General features: G+C 72.3%; 11 protein-coding genes. 2 read left to right on the top strand and 9 right to left on the bottom strand.

Features of this window, described 5'->3' with window-relative positions; all coding sequences use genetic code 11:
• Window positions 1-41: 41 nt before the first annotated feature.
• From ACGFRG_RS30465 to ACGFRG_RS30455, 3 genes are read right to left on the bottom strand one after another with little or no spacing between them, the layout of a single operon-like run.
• Window positions 42-797, bottom strand: coding sequence for a GNAT family N-acetyltransferase (locus tag ACGFRG_RS30465; RefSeq protein ID WP_361429876.1), 756 nt, complete (start codon window positions 795-797; stop codon window positions 42-44).
• 32 nt (window positions 798-829) lie between these two features.
• Window positions 830-2,710, bottom strand: coding sequence for an IucA/IucC family protein (locus tag ACGFRG_RS30460; protein WP_361429874.1), 1,881 nt, complete (start codon window positions 2,708-2,710; stop codon window positions 830-832).
• 28 nt (window positions 2,711-2,738) lie between these two features.
• Window positions 2,739-4,169, bottom strand: a complete 1,431-nt coding sequence (locus tag ACGFRG_RS30455) for a diaminobutyrate--2-oxoglutarate transaminase family protein (RefSeq protein ID WP_393269089.1) — start codon at window positions 4,167-4,169, stop codon at window positions 2,739-2,741.
• A gap of 517 nt (window positions 4,170-4,686) precedes the next feature.
• Between ACGFRG_RS30455 and ACGFRG_RS30450 the strand changes: the two genes are divergently transcribed.
• A complete protein-coding gene (locus ACGFRG_RS30450; protein WP_393269086.1) occupies window positions 4,687-5,913 on the top strand; it encodes a trypsin-like serine peptidase in 1,227 nt (408 codons plus the stop codon).
• Window positions 5,914-6,152: 239 nt separating this feature from the next.
• A complete protein-coding gene (locus ACGFRG_RS30445; RefSeq protein WP_393269083.1) occupies window positions 6,153-7,322 on the top strand; it encodes a trypsin-like serine peptidase in 1,170 nt (389 codons plus the stop codon).
• A 124-nt stretch (window positions 7,323-7,446) separates the two neighbouring features.
• Here the strand turns inward: ACGFRG_RS30445 and hflX are convergent, their stop codons facing one another.
• From hflX to miaA, 6 genes are all read right to left on the bottom strand, one after another.
• The gene (gene hflX, locus ACGFRG_RS30440) at window positions 7,447-8,952 is read right to left on the bottom strand and encodes a GTPase HflX (RefSeq protein ID WP_361429867.1); all 1,506 of its coding nucleotides are present in this window, start codon (window positions 8,950-8,952) and stop codon (window positions 7,447-7,449) included.
• A 158-nt stretch (window positions 8,953-9,110) separates the two neighbouring features.
• Complete coding sequence (locus tag ACGFRG_RS30435) at window positions 9,111-10,628, bottom strand: M1 family metallopeptidase (RefSeq protein ID WP_393269080.1); 1,518 nt, start codon at window positions 10,626-10,628, stop codon at window positions 9,111-9,113.
• Window positions 10,629-10,708: 80 nt separating this feature from the next.
• Window positions 10,709-12,796 carry a RelA/SpoT family protein gene (locus tag ACGFRG_RS30430; protein ID WP_393269077.1) on the bottom strand — a complete coding sequence of 696 codons (2,088 nt, stop codon included), beginning with the start codon at window positions 12,794-12,796 and terminating at the stop codon, window positions 10,709-10,711.
• A gap of 139 nt (window positions 12,797-12,935) precedes the next feature.
• Complete coding sequence (dapF, locus tag ACGFRG_RS30425) at window positions 12,936-13,811, bottom strand: diaminopimelate epimerase (RefSeq protein ID WP_393269074.1); 876 nt, start codon at window positions 13,809-13,811, stop codon at window positions 12,936-12,938.
• Window positions 13,812-13,878: 67 nt separating this feature from the next.
• Window positions 13,879-14,469, bottom strand: coding sequence for a hypothetical protein (locus tag ACGFRG_RS30420; RefSeq protein ID WP_393269071.1), 591 nt, complete (start codon window positions 14,467-14,469; stop codon window positions 13,879-13,881).
• A 100-nt stretch (window positions 14,470-14,569) separates the two neighbouring features.
• The gene (miaA, locus tag ACGFRG_RS30415) at window positions 14,570-15,508 is read right to left on the bottom strand and encodes a tRNA (adenosine(37)-N6)-dimethylallyltransferase MiaA (protein WP_393269069.1); all 939 of its coding nucleotides are present in this window, start codon (window positions 15,506-15,508) and stop codon (window positions 14,570-14,572) included.
• Between the last annotated feature and the right edge of the window lie 17 nt (window positions 15,509-15,525).

Raw genomic sequence — 15,525 nt, 5'->3', positions numbered from 1 at the left:
GTGTATGCGGTGTACGCGGTGCGTCGAGAGCGGCGGTGTGTTCACAGCAGGTTCCTGAGCGCGCGGTCGCGGACCATCAAGGCGGCCCGCTTGTCGGGGAGTTCGACTTCCGCGGCGAACCGGAACCCGGCGCTCAAGAAGGCGGATACGGAAGGGGTGTTCCGTAGATCGGGCTCGGCGACGACCCGGGAGCAGTGCGGCCGGTGATCGAGGACGAGGTCGGCGACGGCCCTCAGCAGCGTGGTGCCGACGCCGCGCCCCCGGTCGGCGACGGCGCCGATGAGGAGGTGGATCCCGGTGTCGTGCGGGCGGGCCGGGTAATGGCGGGCCAGCGGGTCGAGGTCGGCCCGGTAGATCTCCCAGTAGCTCATCGGGGCGCCGTTGAGCAGGCCGAGGCAGGGGACACTGCGCCCGTCGCCGTCGAGCTGGGGGCGCAGATGGGCGGCGGTGACCGAGTCCGGCCCGGCCAGCTCCCAGAAGGCGGCGACGGCGGGATCGTTCATCCAGCCGCTCAGCAAGGCGAGGTCGCGTTCGACGCGTACCGGCACGAGCCTGAAGTCGCCCACGGAGGTGCTGACTTGGTCCCAGGATCCGGGGGAATCCAGCAGGTCCTCGCCGATCGGGCCGTATGCGCCGATCGCCTCCGGCGACGGCTTCGCGATGCTCACGGGGACCGCTGCGGGCCCGGCCCCGGAGAGGAGTTCATCGGGCAGGTGCAGATCCAGGGTGTCCTCGGCGTCGCCGGTCTCCGGGACGGGACCGGTACCGGCCTCGGTGCTCGCATCGGTGGAAGGCACGCCGACGCTCCTCTCGTCTGTGGGCCGTGAGGTCACGTTCCGCTGGTGTGCAGGGGGTTGGCGATCGTGACGTACACGGACTGGGTGTCGACCGGGCCCACGAGCTCGTCGAGGCCGTGCAGCCGGGTCATCAGGTTCGCCTTGCAGCGCAGGGTCGGGCTGTCCAGGAGCTGGGCGGGCAGCGGGGTGCCGAGCGCGCTCGCCCGGCTGAGGAACTGCCGCAGGGCGGCGAGCAGTACGCGCTCGTCGGCCAGCCGCTGGGCGCCGAACGCGCCGACCAGACCGAGCACGTTGTTGATGCCGAGGTAGTACGCGAAGCGCTCGTCGGTGACGGCGTCGGAGACGAACGTGTCGCTGTCGGCGCCGACGCCGGGCAGCAGGCGCTCCAGGGCGGCGCGGTGGGACTCGCGGAAGTAGTAGCCCTGGTTGTCGCGGTAGCGGCCGCCGACCGGCCAGCCGTCCGGGTCGAGCAGCACCAGGGTGTTCTGCTGGTGGGCTTCGAGCGCGATACCCGCCGTGGCGTCCAGCCAGAGCAGGGGGCGGACGACCTGGTCGAGGTAGCGCAGGAACCACTCGGCGGCGACGGCCGGGGTGGGGCGGCCGGTGCGGGCGGCGAGCCTGGCCACGATGTCGGCGAGGCGCGAGTGCATCGCGGGCCCCGGCCGGCCGGGCAGCGGGCGCGGTGCGGTGAGCGCCGCGATGCAGACGGCGTCGTCGCTGGGGCCGAACGGATTGTGCCGGATCATCACGTCGAGCCCGCGCACCGGCCGGCCGTCCAGGGCGTCGACGGCGAGCCAGGCGGGGTCGCGGACGATGTCGAAGCCGGGGTGCGCGGCCTGCCACCGCTCGGCGAGTCCGGCGCGCAGCAGCCGGTGCACCTCCACGCCCCGGTGCAGCTCCTTGCGCAGGTTCTCGCGGCGGGAGTTGGTGATGCGCAGACCGAGGGAGAGCTTGAGCATCGCGTCGGCGCCGGGCCGGTGCACCGTACGCACGGAGGAGGTGGGGTACCAGGGGCTGCCGTGCGGACCCAGATCGCGCAGGAATCCGGCGTCCAGGAGCTCGGCGACGGCCGGCTGATGTGCGAGCTCCCGGGCCTGCCAGGGGTGCAGCGGCAGTGGGACGGTGTTGGCGGGGACGCTCAGCCCGTCGGCGAGCCGGGTGGTGAGTTCATCGGCGGCGACCGGGCGGCCCTCGTCCGTCCAGGCCGAGTCGGCGGCGAGGACGGAACGGTCGACGGCCATCCAGTGCAGCGGGAACGCGCCGTGCAACTCGGGCGAATAGCACCGCTCTTCGGCCTCGGACAGCCCCTCGCGGCTCTTCGGGGTGGGGTGCAGGGGGTGGCCGAGGAGGAGGGACTGCTCGGCGGAGAGGAAGAGGTCGGCCGCGTCGGCGGGGCCGGGGTCGCGGCGCCGCTCGGCGATGAAGTGGGCGGTGCGGCGGACCGAGTCGGCGACCCGGCCCACCAGGTCGGCGCTGTCGCGCAGTCCGGCCTCGCGCCCGATGAGGGCGGCGACGGTGACGGCGTCGACGGCCGGGGCGTCGGCCGGGGCGCCGTCGAGCTCCGGCATCCCGAACCGGTGCCATCCGGTGGCCGACCAGTACCGGACGGGGACCAGGAGAGCGGTGCCGCTGGCGCCGAGCGGGACGCGTAGTACGGCCCCGGCGGGCTCGGCCAGGTCGTTCTCCCGTACCCAGCAGCGCAGCAGGTTCTCCACGGCGGCGGCTTCGGCGGCCATCGCCGGGTCCGGGTCGTCCAGGAGGTCGGCGCCGCGCGCGTCGGGAGGCGTGAGCCGTTCACCGTGGATCCCCGCCTTCTGGCGCGGCACCGTCGCCGCCTCTGCCACGAGGGGACCGCAGGGGGCGGTGGGACGGCCGGAGCCGTCGGGCGCTTCGGGCGCGGGGATGCGGGTCACGGTGGGCTTCCTTGTGTGGTGGTCCGGGTCAGTGGGACGGCCCGGGATCGGTCCGGTGGTGCGTCGCTCGCTCGGCGGCGGCCAGCGCGTCGGCCAGCCGGTCGAGGACGGCGTCGGCCTGTTCGTCGGTGAGGGTGAGCGGCGGCAGCAGCCTCACGACACTGGAGTGGCGGCCGCCGATCTCGACGATGAGGCCGCGCCGCAGGCATTCGCGCTGGACGGCGGTGGCGAGCGCGGGCGCGGCCACGGGGACGCCGCTGGCCGCGTCCAGGCGCTCGGGGTCCACGAGTTCGACGCCGATCATCAGTCCCCGGCCGCGTACGTCGCCGACGCAGGGATGGTCCGCCGCGAGGCCTTCGAGCCGGTCGAGGATCCGGTCGCCGAGCAGCGCCGCGCGTTCGGCGAGCCGGTTCTCACGGACGTACGCGAGAGTGGCGGCGCCGGCCGCCATGGCGAGCTGGTTGCCCCGGAAGGTGCCGGCGTGGGCGCCGGGCTGCCAGACGTCGAGGTCGTCGCGGTAGACGATCACGGCCAGCGGCAGCGAGCCGCCGATGGCCTTCGACAGGACCATCACGTCCGGGACGATCCCGCTGTGCTCGACGGCCCAGAAGGCCCCGGTGCGCCCCACGCCCGTCTGCACCTCGTCGGCGATGAGCGGGATCGACCGGGCCGCCGTGATGTCGCGCATCCGGCGCATCCACGAGTCCGGCGCCGGGTTCACCCCGCCCTCGCCCTGCACCGGTTCGAGGATCATCGCGCTCGGTTCGGGCACTCCGCCCTTGGGGTCGTCCAGCAGGCTCTCGGTCCAGCGGGCCGCGAGCTCGGCGCCCCGCTCGCCGCCGACCCCGTACGGGCAGCGGTAGTCCTGCGGGTAGGGCAGCCGGGTCACGCGCACGTCGCGGGCGCCGCCGGAGGCTTCCAGGGCGCCGGCCGTCATGCCGTGGTACGCCCCGGTGAACGCGAGCAGCCCGCTGCGGCCGGTGGCCGTGCGGACCAGCTTCAGGGCGGCCTCCACCGCGTCCGTACCGGCCGGGCTGCAGAACTGGATCCGGGCGTGCTCGACGAGGGGGCGCGGCAGGGTGGCGAACAGCTCGGTGGTGAAGGCGTCCTTGACCGGGGTGGCGAGATCCAGCGCGTGCAGCGGTGCGCCGGAGTCGATGACCTTTCTGATCGCCTCCAGCACGACCGGGTGGTTGTGGCCGAGCGCCAAGGTGCCCGCGCCCGCGAGGCAGTCGAGGTAGCGCCGCCCGTCGGCCCCCTCGATCGTCAGCCCGCGGGCCCGCACGGGCACGATGGGCAGCGACCGGGCATACGTCCGGGCCGCCGACTCGCGCAGCGACTGCCGCCGCAGAATGCTCTCGTGCGCGGCGGGCGCCGGCTGCGGCGGCACGGTCGCGGCCGCGTCCCTCGACGGCGCCGGAGCGGATTCGGTCACGGCCACGACTGTTGGTCCTCCCATGCTGTGCGCCCCGCTGTGCTGTCCCTGCCGCGCTGGCCCTGATGTGCGGTGTCCGGGCTGTTGTCCGGTGTGTTGCCATGTGCCCGCTGTGCCCCTCGCGCCCGGTCCGCTGTGACGGTTCCGTGGCACGTCCGTTGCCCGGTGCGAACGGTGGGGCTGAACGCTGTCGTGTTGTCCCCCGTACGTACCAACGACGCCGGGGCCGGGGGATCACGGGCAACCGCGAAGATCCTTGAGGAGCGGAACCAGGGCCCTGCCGCGTACCGTCCCCATCGGCACCGGCATAGTGGTGGCCGCACTTCGGCCGGTACTTTTCGGCCGGGACGAGTGGGCCACCGGCTTCGCGCGAGCCGGGAGTTCGCTTCAGTAACCAACGAGTGGTGCGGCAACTGTGGCCGCGCCGCGCGTGAGCAGCGTCAGCACGAAGCAGTACCTGAGCAGCACCTGAGCAATACCGAGCAGTTCCAGAGCAGTACCGAAGCAACGTCAGTACCGAAGTCCCAGGGGGATCAAGAACATGCGACCGACACGTCCGACCTTCGCCGCACGGGGTGAGCGGCGCGCAGCTCGCCGGACCGCCCCCGCGCTGGCCGCGCTCGGCCTCACGGCCGCGCTCGCGCTGACCGCCACCGCCTGCGGCCCGGGCGGCGACGACAAGGCCGACGCCAAGCCGACCTCCTCGGCGACGGCGGGCGGCGACAACGGCCTGCAGATCCCGGACGACGTCCTGGGCCAGCTCAAGAAGCACGGGATCGACCCGGACAAGTGGAAGAACGGCGAGTGGAAGAACTGGGACAAGTCCAAGTGGCTGCGTGAGGCCAAGGACTTCGTCAACCCGATCATCGCGGGCCTGTGGGACCCGGACCGGATGCGCAAGGCCGACAAGCCGCCGCAGACGCCCGTCCCCAACGACATCTCCGGCGACAAGGGCGTCACGGACCCGACCCCGCTGCCGGTGAAGGCCCGGGCGCAGCAGGCCCCGTACCACCAGAGCCTGCCGGAGCTCGGCAAGCTCTTCTTCGACGGCCCCGAGGGCTCGATGGTCTGCTCCGCGACCGTCGTGAAGGACCCGGCGCACCCCGGCAAGTCCAACATGGTCTGGACGGCGGGCCACTGCGTGCACGCGGGCGCCAAGGGCGGCTGGTACCGCAACGTCGCCTTCGTGCCCTCGTACAACAACGCCGATCTGCCGCTCGCCCAGCTGAAGAAGGCCACCCGGGAGCAGATCGCCCCGTACGGCGTGTTCTGGGCCGACTGGGCGCAGACCTCGCAGCAGTGGATCGAGGGCGGCGGCCCGACCGGCGGCCAGGGCGCTCCGTACGACTTCGCGGTGCTGCACGTCACGCCCGAGAAGGGCAAGGGCGGCAAGTCCCTTGAGGAGACGGTCGGTTCGGCGCTGCCGGTCGACTTCAACGCTCCGGCGGTGCCGAAGATCGCGAGCATGACGGCGAACGGCTACCCGGCCGCGCCGCCGTACGACGGCCAGAAGCTGTACCAGTGCAAGGACAAGCCGGGCCGGCTCTCGCTGGACGCCGCCCTGCCGACGATGTACCGCCTGGGCTGCACGATGACCGGCGGCTCCTCCGGCGGCGGCTGGATCGCGGCGGGCGCCGACGGCAAGCCCGCGCTGGTCTCCAACACCTCCATCGGCCCGGTGACGGCCGGCTGGCTGGCGGGTCCGCGCCTGGGCAAGGAGGCCAAGGGCGTCTACGACTCGGTGAGCGGCAAGTACGCGGGACAGTAGTCCCGATGAGGGGTCCCGGATCTCTGCACCAGAGCTCCGGGACCCCTGTGCGAAACCCTCACGAACTACCGGCATAGTGGGGGGCTGCGAAACGGCGGTCCCGGAAGACCCCGTCTCCCAACATGACGTGCCCATGGCAATACTCGCTGTCACGGCACGCCGGTACGGCGGTGCCACACGGCCGTACCGCTCGGCGAGTGATCACGGCAAGAGCAAATCCTTCAGGGGGAATCGTTTCCATGCGATCCATACGTCCGCTGCTGGCCTCCACCGGCCTCGTGGCGGCTCTCGCGCTGACGGCCACCGCGTGCGGCCCCGGCGGCGACAACGCGGACAGCAAGCCGTCCGCGTCCAGCACGGCCCAGGGCAAGGGCGGTTCGGGTCTTCCCGCCGATGTCTCCGACACCCTCAAGAAGCACAGTGTCGACCTCGACAAGTGGAAGAACGGCGACTGGAAGAACTGGGACAAGTCCAAGTGGCTGCGCGACGCCAAGGACTTCGTCAACCCGGTCATCGCCGGTCTGTGGAAGCCCGAGCGGATGAAGTCCGCCAAGGACCCGCAGAAGACCATGGACGCCAGTGACATCAGCGGCGGCCAGGGCGTCACCGACCCGGAGCCGCGCCCGGTCCAGGCCAAGGCCGAGAGCCTGCCGTACCACAACTACGCCGCCCCGGTCGGCAAGGTCTTCTTCGACTCCCCCAAGGGCCCCATGGTCTGCTCGGGCACGGTCGTGAAGGACCCGGCGCACCCCGGCAAGTCCAACCTCGTGTGGACCGCCGGTCACTGCGTCCACCAGGGCGCCCAGGGCGGCTGGTACCGCAACATCGCCTTCGTCCCGGCCTACAACGACCAGGGCAAGTCGCCGGCGCAGCTGCAGAACGCGCAGCCGCAGGAGGTCGCCCCGTACGGCGCGTACTGGGCCGACTGGGTCTCCACCTCCAACGAGTGGATCTCCGGCGGCGGTCCGACCGGCGGCGCCGGTGCCGCGAACGACTACGCCGTGCTGCACGTGAAGCCGGAGAACGGCACCAAGTCCCTTGAGGAGACGGTCGGCAACGCCCTGACCGTCAACTTCTCGACGCCCGCCGTGAGCTCCATCTCGGCGATGGGCGCCTGGGGCTACCCGGCGGCCCCGCCGTACGACGGCGTGAAGATGTTCAAGTGCATCGACCGTCCCGGGCGCCTCACGGTCAGCCCCGGCACCGCCCCGATGTACCGCATCGGCTGCACGATGACGGGCGGCTCCTCCGGCGGCGGCTGGTTCATCACCGGCGCCGACGGCAAGGCGGAGCTCGTCTCCAACACCTCGATCGGCCCGGTCACCTCGGGCTGGCTGGCCGGTCCGCAGCTGGGCGCCGGAGCCCAGCAGCTCCTGACCCAGATGAGCCAGAAGTACGGCGGCCAGTAAGGCCGTGAGGCCGTGAGCTGACGCCGCGAGCGGCGAGGCCCGCCCCCTCCGGAAGGAGAGGGCGGGCCTCGTCCATGCCCACCGCGCGACATTCCGCGCTGTCAGTGCTCCGTACTACGTACGGTCAGTGCTTCGCCGGTACGTACGGAGCGAGCTCCGCCGCCAGTACCTCGTGCACCCGCGCCTTGAGCAGGGTGCCCTCCGGCGTGTGCTCCTCGGAGATCACCTCGCCCTCGGCGTGCGCGCGCGAGACCAGCTGTCCGTGCGTGTACGGCACGAGCGCCTCGATCTCGACCTCGGGGCGCGGCAGTTCGGCGTCGATGATGCCGAGCAGCTGCTCGATGCCCATGCCCGTACGGGCCGAGACCGCGATGGAGTGCTTCTCGATCCGCAGCAGGCGCTGGAGGACCAGCGGGTCGGCCGCGTCCGCCTTGTTGATCACCACGATCTCGGGCACGTCGACGGCGCCCACCTCGCGGATCACCTCGCGCACGGCGGCCAGCTGCTCCTCCGGAGCCGGGTGCGAGCCGTCCACCACGTGCAGGATCAGGTCGGAGTCGCCGACCTCCTCCATGGTGGAGCGGAACGCCTCGACCAGGTGGTGCGGCAGGTGCCGGACGAATCCGACGGTGTCGGCCAGCGTGTAGAGCCGCCCGCTGGGGGTCTCGGCCCGGCGCACGGTCGGGTCGAGGGTGGCGAACAGCGCGTTCTCCACCAGCACGCCCGCGCCCGTGAGGCGGTTGAGCAGCGAGGACTTGCCGGCGTTGGTGTAGCCCGCGATGGCGACCGAGGGAACCTTGTTGCGCCGGCGCTCCTGGCGCTTGATCTCGCGGCCGGTCTTCATCTCCGCGATCTCCCGGCGCATCTTCGCCATCTTCTCGCGGATCCGCCGCCGGTCCGTCTCGATCTTGGTCTCACCGGGACCACGGGTGGCCATGCCGCCGCCGGACGAGCCGGAGCCGCCACCACCCATCTGCCGCGACAGCGACTGGCCCCAGCCGCGCAGCCTCGGCAGCATGTACTGCATCTGCGCGAGCGAGACCTGTGCCTTGCCCTCTCGGGACTTGGCGTGCTGGGCGAAGATGTCGAGGATCAGCGCGGTCCGGTCGACCACCTTCACCTTGACGATGTCTTCGAGATGGATGAGCTGGCCGGGGCTGAGCTCACCGTCGCAGACCACGGTGTCGGCGCCGGACTCCAGGACGATGTCCCGCAGCTCCTGCGCCTTGCCGGAGCCGATGTAGGTGGCCGGGTCGGGCTTGTCACGGCGCTGGTACACGCCGTCGAGCACCATGGCACCGGCCGTCTCGGCCAGCGCCGCGAGCTCCGCCAGCGAGTTCTCCGCGTCCTGCAGCGTGCCCGTGGTCCAGACGCCGACCAGCACCACGCGCTCCAGGCGCAGCTGCCGGTACTCGACCTCGGTGACGTCTTCCAGCTCGGTGGAGAGGCCCGCCACGCGCCGCAGGGCCGCGCGCTCGGAGCGGTCGAGCTGATCGCCGTCCCGCGCGCCGTCGATCTCGTGGCTCCAGGCGACGTCCTCTTCCATCAGGGCATCGGCCCGAAGGCTCTCGGTGCGGTTCTTCTCCGCGAAGCTCTGCTCGTCCTGGGAAGGGGATGAAGAGGAGGTCATTGGATCCTTACGTCGTTGGAATTCGGGTTACGTCGGTCACAACGCGTAATGGCTACGAAAGATTCCCGTACGGAATCCGGCCCGGCAGCGCCGTTCGACTGGTCGATGGTCGCACGGTGCCGCCGGGGCCGTCATCCCGGTTTCCGCGCCGGTACGGGTCAGGCGTGGCGGGGTGCGGCGGTGCGCCCCGCCACGGGCGCGGCGCCGTGCCAGTCCGGGTGCCCGGGCATCGGCGGTGTCTTCGCCCCGTACAGCCAGCCCTGGAGGAACGGCGCGAGATCGCGTCCGGCGACCTCGGACGCCAGGTGGACGAAGTCGGCGGTGGTGGCCGTCCCGTCCCGGTGCTCGCTCACCCAGCGCCGCTCCAGCTCCTCGAACCTCGGCGTCCCGATCTCCTCACGCAGCGCGAACAGCACGAGCGCGCTGCCGTCGTAGACGACCGGCCGGAAGATGCTGATCTTCTGGCCGGGGGCGGGCGGCTTGGGAGCGGCGGGCGGGCCGCCCTGCGCGCGCCAGCCGTCGGACTGGCGGTACGCCTCGCGCATCCGCGCCTCCATGGGCCGCTTGCCGCGCTCCTGCGCGTACAGCGCCTCGTACCAGGTCGCGTGCCCCTCGTTGAGCCAGAGGTCGGACCACGCGCGCGGGGAGACGCTGTCGCCGAACCAGTGGTGCGCCAGCTCGTGCACCATCACCGAGTCGACGTACCACTCGGGGAAGCCGGGCCGCACGAACAGCGAGCGCTCGAAGAGCGACAGGGTCTGCGTCTCCAGCTCGAAGCCGGTGTCCGCGCCCGCGATGAGGACGCCGTACGTCTCGAAGGGGTACGGCCCGACGAGCCGCTCCATCCACGCGATCTCGTCCGGCGTCTTCTTCAGCCAGCGCTCCAGTCGCCCCTTGTCCGCGGCCGGGACGACATCGCGCACCGGCAGCCCGTGCGGCCCCTCACGGTGCAGCACCGCCGAGCGCCCGATCGACACCTGGGCCAGCTCGGTGGCCATGGGGTGTTCGGTTCGGTACGTGGACAGGACGCGGTTGCCGGCCCGCTCGCGGCCGACGGGCAGCCCGTTGGCGACGACCGTGTAGTCCTTCGGGGCGTCGACGTGGAAGGTGAACAGGGCCTTGTCGGAGGGGTGGTCGTTGCACGGGAACACGCGGTGCGCGGCGTCGGCCTGGTTGGCCATCACCAGGCCGTCGCTGGTGCGCACCCAGCCGCCGTCCCCGCCCGCGCCCGGGTCGCTGGTGTGCCGGACCGTGATCCGCATCTGGTGCCCGGCGTACACCGGGTGCCCGGGGGTGATCACCAGGTCCTCGTCGGCGCTCGCGAACGCCGCCGGCCGCCCGTCCACCTCGACGCTGTGGACGGTGCCGCGCGCGAAGTCGAGGTTGATCCGCTGCAGCCAGTCGGTGGCCAGCGCGTCGATGGTGGTCACGGCCTCCATCGGCTTGGTGTTGTCGCCCTGATAGGTGAATCCGATGTCGTACGAGAAGACGTCGTAGCCCGGGTTGCCGAGGTTCGGGAAGAGCGGATCGCCGATGCCCGCGGGGGCCACGGGGGGCGGGGCCGCGGCGAGGACACAGGTCGCGGCGGTGGCCAGCAGGGCGGCACGCAGCCGACGCGAGGAGTGCGGACGGGAGGCGTGTGGACGGAGGGAGCGCTGACGGAGGGAGAGCAGCATGCCCTACCGCTACCAGTACGGACCTCGGCCGCGGCTCCGACGCGCATCACTCCCACCCGAACGAGCGTCGGCCCGTCGGTTCAGCCCGCGGCGGCCGGATGCTGGGCGCGGGTCACGTCGTACACGCCCGCCACGTCACGCATCACCCGCATCAGGGCGGGCAGTTCGGCGGCGTCCGCCAGCTGGAGGGTGTACGTGTGCCGCACCCGCTGCTCGCTGGGCGGCTCCACGGTGGCCGAGACGATCGCGGCACCCGCCGTGGCGATGGCCTCGGTGAGGTCGGCCAGCAGCCTGGGCCGCCCGAACGCCTCGGCGACCAGCGTGACCCGGCAGGCGGCGGTGTCGCCCCAGCGCACCCCGACCCTGGCCCGCCCCAGCGCCGTCATCCGGGCCACCGCCGGGCACTCCTCGCGGTGCACGGTGACCGCGCCGCCGCGGACCGCGAACCCGGTGACCGCGTCCGGCGGCACCGGCGTGCAACAGCCCGCGAGCCGTACCGTCGCCTCCGGCAGATCGGTGACCGCGTTGGCGGCGCTGCGCCGGTCGGTGGCCACCGAGACCTGCGGCCGGGGCGCGGCGGCGGGCACCTTGACGCCCTCGGGGTGCTCGGCGAGCCAGCCGGTGATGGCGATCCGCGCGGCCGGGGTCCTGGCGTGCTCCAGCCACTGCGGCGAGGGCCCGGACGCCGCGTCCTGGGCGAGCAGCAGCTGCACGGTGTCGCCGTCGCCGAGCACCGTACTGAGCGTCGCCAGGCGTCCGTTCACGCGCGCGCCGATGCAGCGGTGGGCGTCCTCGCCGTACTGCGCGTACGCGGCGTCCACACAGCTGGCACCGGCCGGCAGGCCCAGGGTGCGGCCGTCGGCGCGGAACACGGTGATCTCGCGGTCCTGCGCCAACTCCTCCCGTAGGGAGGACCAGAAGGTGTCGGGATCGGGCGCGCTCTGCTGCCAGTCCAGCAGGCGCGAGAGCCAGCCGGGCCGGGTGGGGTCCTCGCGCTCGCCGGCCGGTGCGTCGGCGCCGTCGCCGGGGCCGCCCCCCGCGTACGGATTGCCGAGGGCGACGACCCCGGCCTCGGCGACGTTGTGCATCTGGTGGGTGCGGATGAGGACTTCGGCGACCGCGCCGTCGGAGCTCGCCACGGCCGTGTGCAGCGACTGGTACAGGTTGAACTTGGGGGCGGCGATGAAGTCCTTGAACTCGGAGATCACCGGGGTGAAGCAGGTGTGCAGTTCGCCCAGGACCGCGTAGCAGTCGGCGTCCTCGTTCACCAGCACGAGCAGGCGCCCGAAGTCGGTGCCGCGCAGCTCGCCGCGCTTGAGCCGGACGCGGTGGACGGAGACGAAGTGCCGCGGCCTGATGAGGACTTCGGCACTGATGCCCGCCTCGCGCAGCACTCCCCGCACGCTGTCGGCGGTGGTGGTGAGCGGGTCCTCGGTGCCCGAGTTGGCCGCGATGAGGGCCCGCGTGTGCTCGTACTCCTCGGGGTGCAGGATGGCGAAAACCAGATCCTCCAGCTCGGTCTTGATCGCCTGCACCCCCAGCCGTTCCGCGAGGGGAATGAGTACGTCACGGGTGACTTTGGCGATCCTCGCCTGTTTCTCCGGACGCATCACGCCCAGGGTGCGCATGTTGTGCAGCCGGTCGGCCAGTTTGATCGACATCACGCGTACGTCGTTGCCGGTGGCCACCAGCATCTTGCGGAAGGTCTCGGGCTCGGCCGCCGCGCCGTAGTCGACCTTCTCCAGTTTGGTCACGCCGTCCACCAGATAGGTGACTTCCTCGCCGAACTCCGCCCGCACCTGATCGAGCGTCACCTCGGTGTCCTCGACGGTGTCGTGCAGCAGCGAGGCGGTCAACGTGGTGGTCTCGGCGCCCAGTTCGGCAAGAATCAGGGTGACCGCGAGGGGATGCGTGATGTACGGCTCGCCGCTCTTGCGGAACTGGCCCCGGTGGGACGTTTCCGCGAGCACGTACGCCCGCCGCAGGACCGCCAGGTCGGCGTCGGGATGGTGGGCCCGGTGCGCCTCGGCGACATGGCCGATGGCGTCGGGCAGCCGGTCGCGGGAGGTGGGGCCGAGCAGCGCGGCCCGGCCCAGCCTGCGGAGGTCGATCCTGGGAAGGCCGCGTCGGCGACTCTGCGCGTCAGGATTCGTGGCCTCTGCACTCATGGGGCACCTCCGGCAGCATCGACCGGCGGTGGAAAGGCAGGCGTGCCCTCCGGGCCGGTGCTTGATGCTACCGACCCCACCACGTGGCGCAGTCCGGCTCTCGCTCAGCGTGAACCGGATCACCCATTCGAGCGAAGGTTCAGGCCACAGCCGTTTCAATGAGCGCCGGGTCGATCACGCCTTCGGCTACGACGACGGCGGGCCCGGTCATCTCGATCTCCCCGTCCGGGTACTCGGTGATCACCAGCGTGCCGCCCAGCAGGTCCACCGTGTACGTCACGGGGACGCCGGTGACGGTGGGGTCCACGCCGTCCCTGCGCGCCGCCGCGACCGCGACCGCGCACGCGCCCGTGCCGCACGAGCGCGTCTCGCCCGAGCCCCGCTCGTGCACCCGCATCGCCACATGGCCGGGACCGCGGTCGACGACGAACTCGATGTTCACGCCGTCGGGGTAGACCTCGGCGGGGCTGAAGGGCGGCACCTGGCGCAGCTCGCCCGCGTGGTCCAGGTCCGCCACGAAGGCGACCGCGTGCGGGTTGCCCATGTTGACGTTGCGCGCGGGCCAGCTGCGGCCGTCGACCGTGACGGTGACGCCGTCCGCGGGCAGCACGGCGCGGCCCATGGAGACGGTGATGTCGCCGCTCTTGGCGATGTGCGCCTTCTTCACGCCGCCCCGGGTGGCGATCGCCAGGTCGCCGCCCTCGACGAGCCCGGCGCGCTGGAGGTAGCCGGCGAAGACCCGCACCCCGTTGCCGCACATCTCGGCTGTCGAGCCGTCCGCGTTGCGGTAGTCCATGAACCACTCGGCCTCGTCGGCCATCGCCCGCGCGTCGGGGTGCGCGGCGCTGCGCACCACGTGGAGCAGCCCGTCGCCACCGATGCCGGCCCGGCGGTCGCAGAGACGGGCGACGACGGACGCGGGCAGGTCCAGGGCGTTGTCGGGGTCGGGGACGATGACGAAGTCGTTCTCGGTCCCGTGGCCCTTGAGGAACGTGAGCGGCGAGGTGTTGTTCACGCGATCAATCGTACGGTGAGGCGCCGACAACCGGCCGGGGGCTGTGGACAACGGCGCACCGGGCTGCTCAGCGCAGCCGGGCGACCCGCCACACGGCCAGCGCGACGGCCACGCCCAGGCCCGCCACGTACAGCCCGATGACCCGCCAGTCGGGCCGCTCCCCGGAGCCGCGCGCGGGCAGCCCGGGCCAGGTGTAGCCGACCCGACGGGCGGCCATCATGCCCCACCCGGCGGCGCAGCAGCTGATCAGGAGGCCGAGCATGGCGACGACCGGACCGCCGTCGCCGAACTCGAAGGCGAGCGGGAAGGCGAACATCAAGGAGCCCATCGCCGCGAGCATCACGATCGGGGCGAGCTGCCAGATCCGCAGCCTGCGCTGGGGGCGGATCTCGACCTCGACCTCACCGCCGTCGGCGACCACGCCCTCGTCCTGGGGACCGTCGGGGGTGAGACCGACGGCGCCGGGGACGGCCGGGCCCAGGGGCGGCAGGCTCAGCTCGGCGGGACGGGGCTCGGGGAGGTCGCCGTGCGCGGGCTCCGCTCCCACGTCGCTCACGTCCGGCCCCTCCGACATCGCTGTCATTTCCGAAGGACCCGGTCGCCCAGCGTCGTTCTGCGGTCCCTGCTCTCGGTCGCGAGGGCCGGCCTCCATCGCCACGCGCCCTCCCAACTCGGACTCCACTGGTCGATCGAGCTCGATGATGGCACGCGCGCGGGGGCCCAAATGACCGGTGGTGCGTCCCGATGCCATCACGTGATCAGGCTGTGACCGCCCGTTCGACCAACGCCAGCGCCCGGTGCGGGAGTTCCGCGCGGTCCTCGGCGGCGCCGCTGAGCCAGTGCACGCGCGGGTCGCGGCGGAACCAGGAGTCCTGCCTGCGCGCGAAGCGCTTGGTGGCGCGGACGGTCTCGGCGCGCGCGTCGTCCTCGGTGCACTCCCCCGCGAGGGCGGTGAGCACCTGCTGGTAGCCGAGGGCCCGGGACGCGGTGCGGCCCTCCCGCAGCCCGCGCGCCGCCAGCTCCCGTACCTCGTCGACGAGTCCCGCCTCCCACATCCGGTCGACCCGGACGGCGATGCGCTCGTCGAGCTCGGGGCGGCCGACGTCGACGCCGATCTGCACGGTGTCGTACACGGATTCGTGGCCGGGCAGGTTGGCGGTGAACGGCTTGCCGGTGATCTCGATGACCTCCAGGGCGCGCACGATCCGCCGGCCGTTGCCGGGCAGGATCACGCGGGCGGCCTCGGGGTCGGCCTCGGCCAGCAGCCGGTGCAGCGCGCCCGGACCGTCCTGCTCCAGCTCCCGCTCCAGACGCGCGCGTACCTCGGGATCGGTGCCCGGGAACTCCAGTACGTCGATGGCGCCGCGTACGTAGAGGCCGGAACCGCCGACGAGGACCGGGGTGCGGCCCTCGGCGAGCAGCCGGTCGATCTCGGCGCGGGCCAGCTTCTGGTACTCGGCGACGCTGGCGGGCTCGGTCACGTCCCAGATGTCGAGGAGGTGGTGCGGGACGCCGCCGCGCTCTTCGAGCGTCAGCTTGGCGGTGCCGATGTCCATCCCCCGGTAGAGCTGCATCGAGTCGGCGTTGACGACCTCGCCGCCGAGCTGCTGGGCCAGGAAGACACCCAGATCGGACTTTCCGGCCGCGGTGGGGCCGACGACGGCGATGACCCGCGGTGCGGGAGCTGCAGTTCTCACTGCCACAGTCTCGCAAA

Origin of the sequence: Streptomyces sp. NPDC048696 (assembly GCF_043198895.1) — a bacterium.
Taxonomy (GTDB): Bacteria; Actinomycetota; Actinomycetes; order Streptomycetales; family Streptomycetaceae; genus Streptomyces.
This window is presented reverse-complemented; position numbering and strand designations above follow the sequence as displayed.

Bases quoted from the DNA above. Each gene is read 5' to 3' on its own strand.
- ACGFRG_RS30455 (WP_393269089.1), bottom strand. From the start codon at position 4,169: ATGGGAGGACCAACAGTCGTGGCCGTGACCGAATCCGCTCCGGCGCCG.
- ACGFRG_RS30450 (WP_393269086.1), top strand. From the start codon at position 4,687: ATGCGACCGACACGTCCGACCTTCGCCGCACGGGGTGAGCGGCGCGCA.
- ACGFRG_RS30445 (WP_393269083.1), top strand. From the start codon at position 6,153: ATGCGATCCATACGTCCGCTGCTGGCCTCCACCGGCCTCGTGGCGGCT.
- hflX (WP_361429867.1), bottom strand. From the start codon at position 8,952: ATGACCTCCTCTTCATCCCCTTCCCAGGACGAGCAGAGCTTCGCGGAG.
- ACGFRG_RS30435 (WP_393269080.1), bottom strand. From the start codon at position 10,628: ATGCTGCTCTCCCTCCGTCAGCGCTCCCTCCGTCCACACGCCTCCCGT.
- ACGFRG_RS30430 (WP_393269077.1), bottom strand. From the start codon at position 12,796: ATGAGTGCAGAGGCCACGAATCCTGACGCGCAGAGTCGCCGACGCGGC.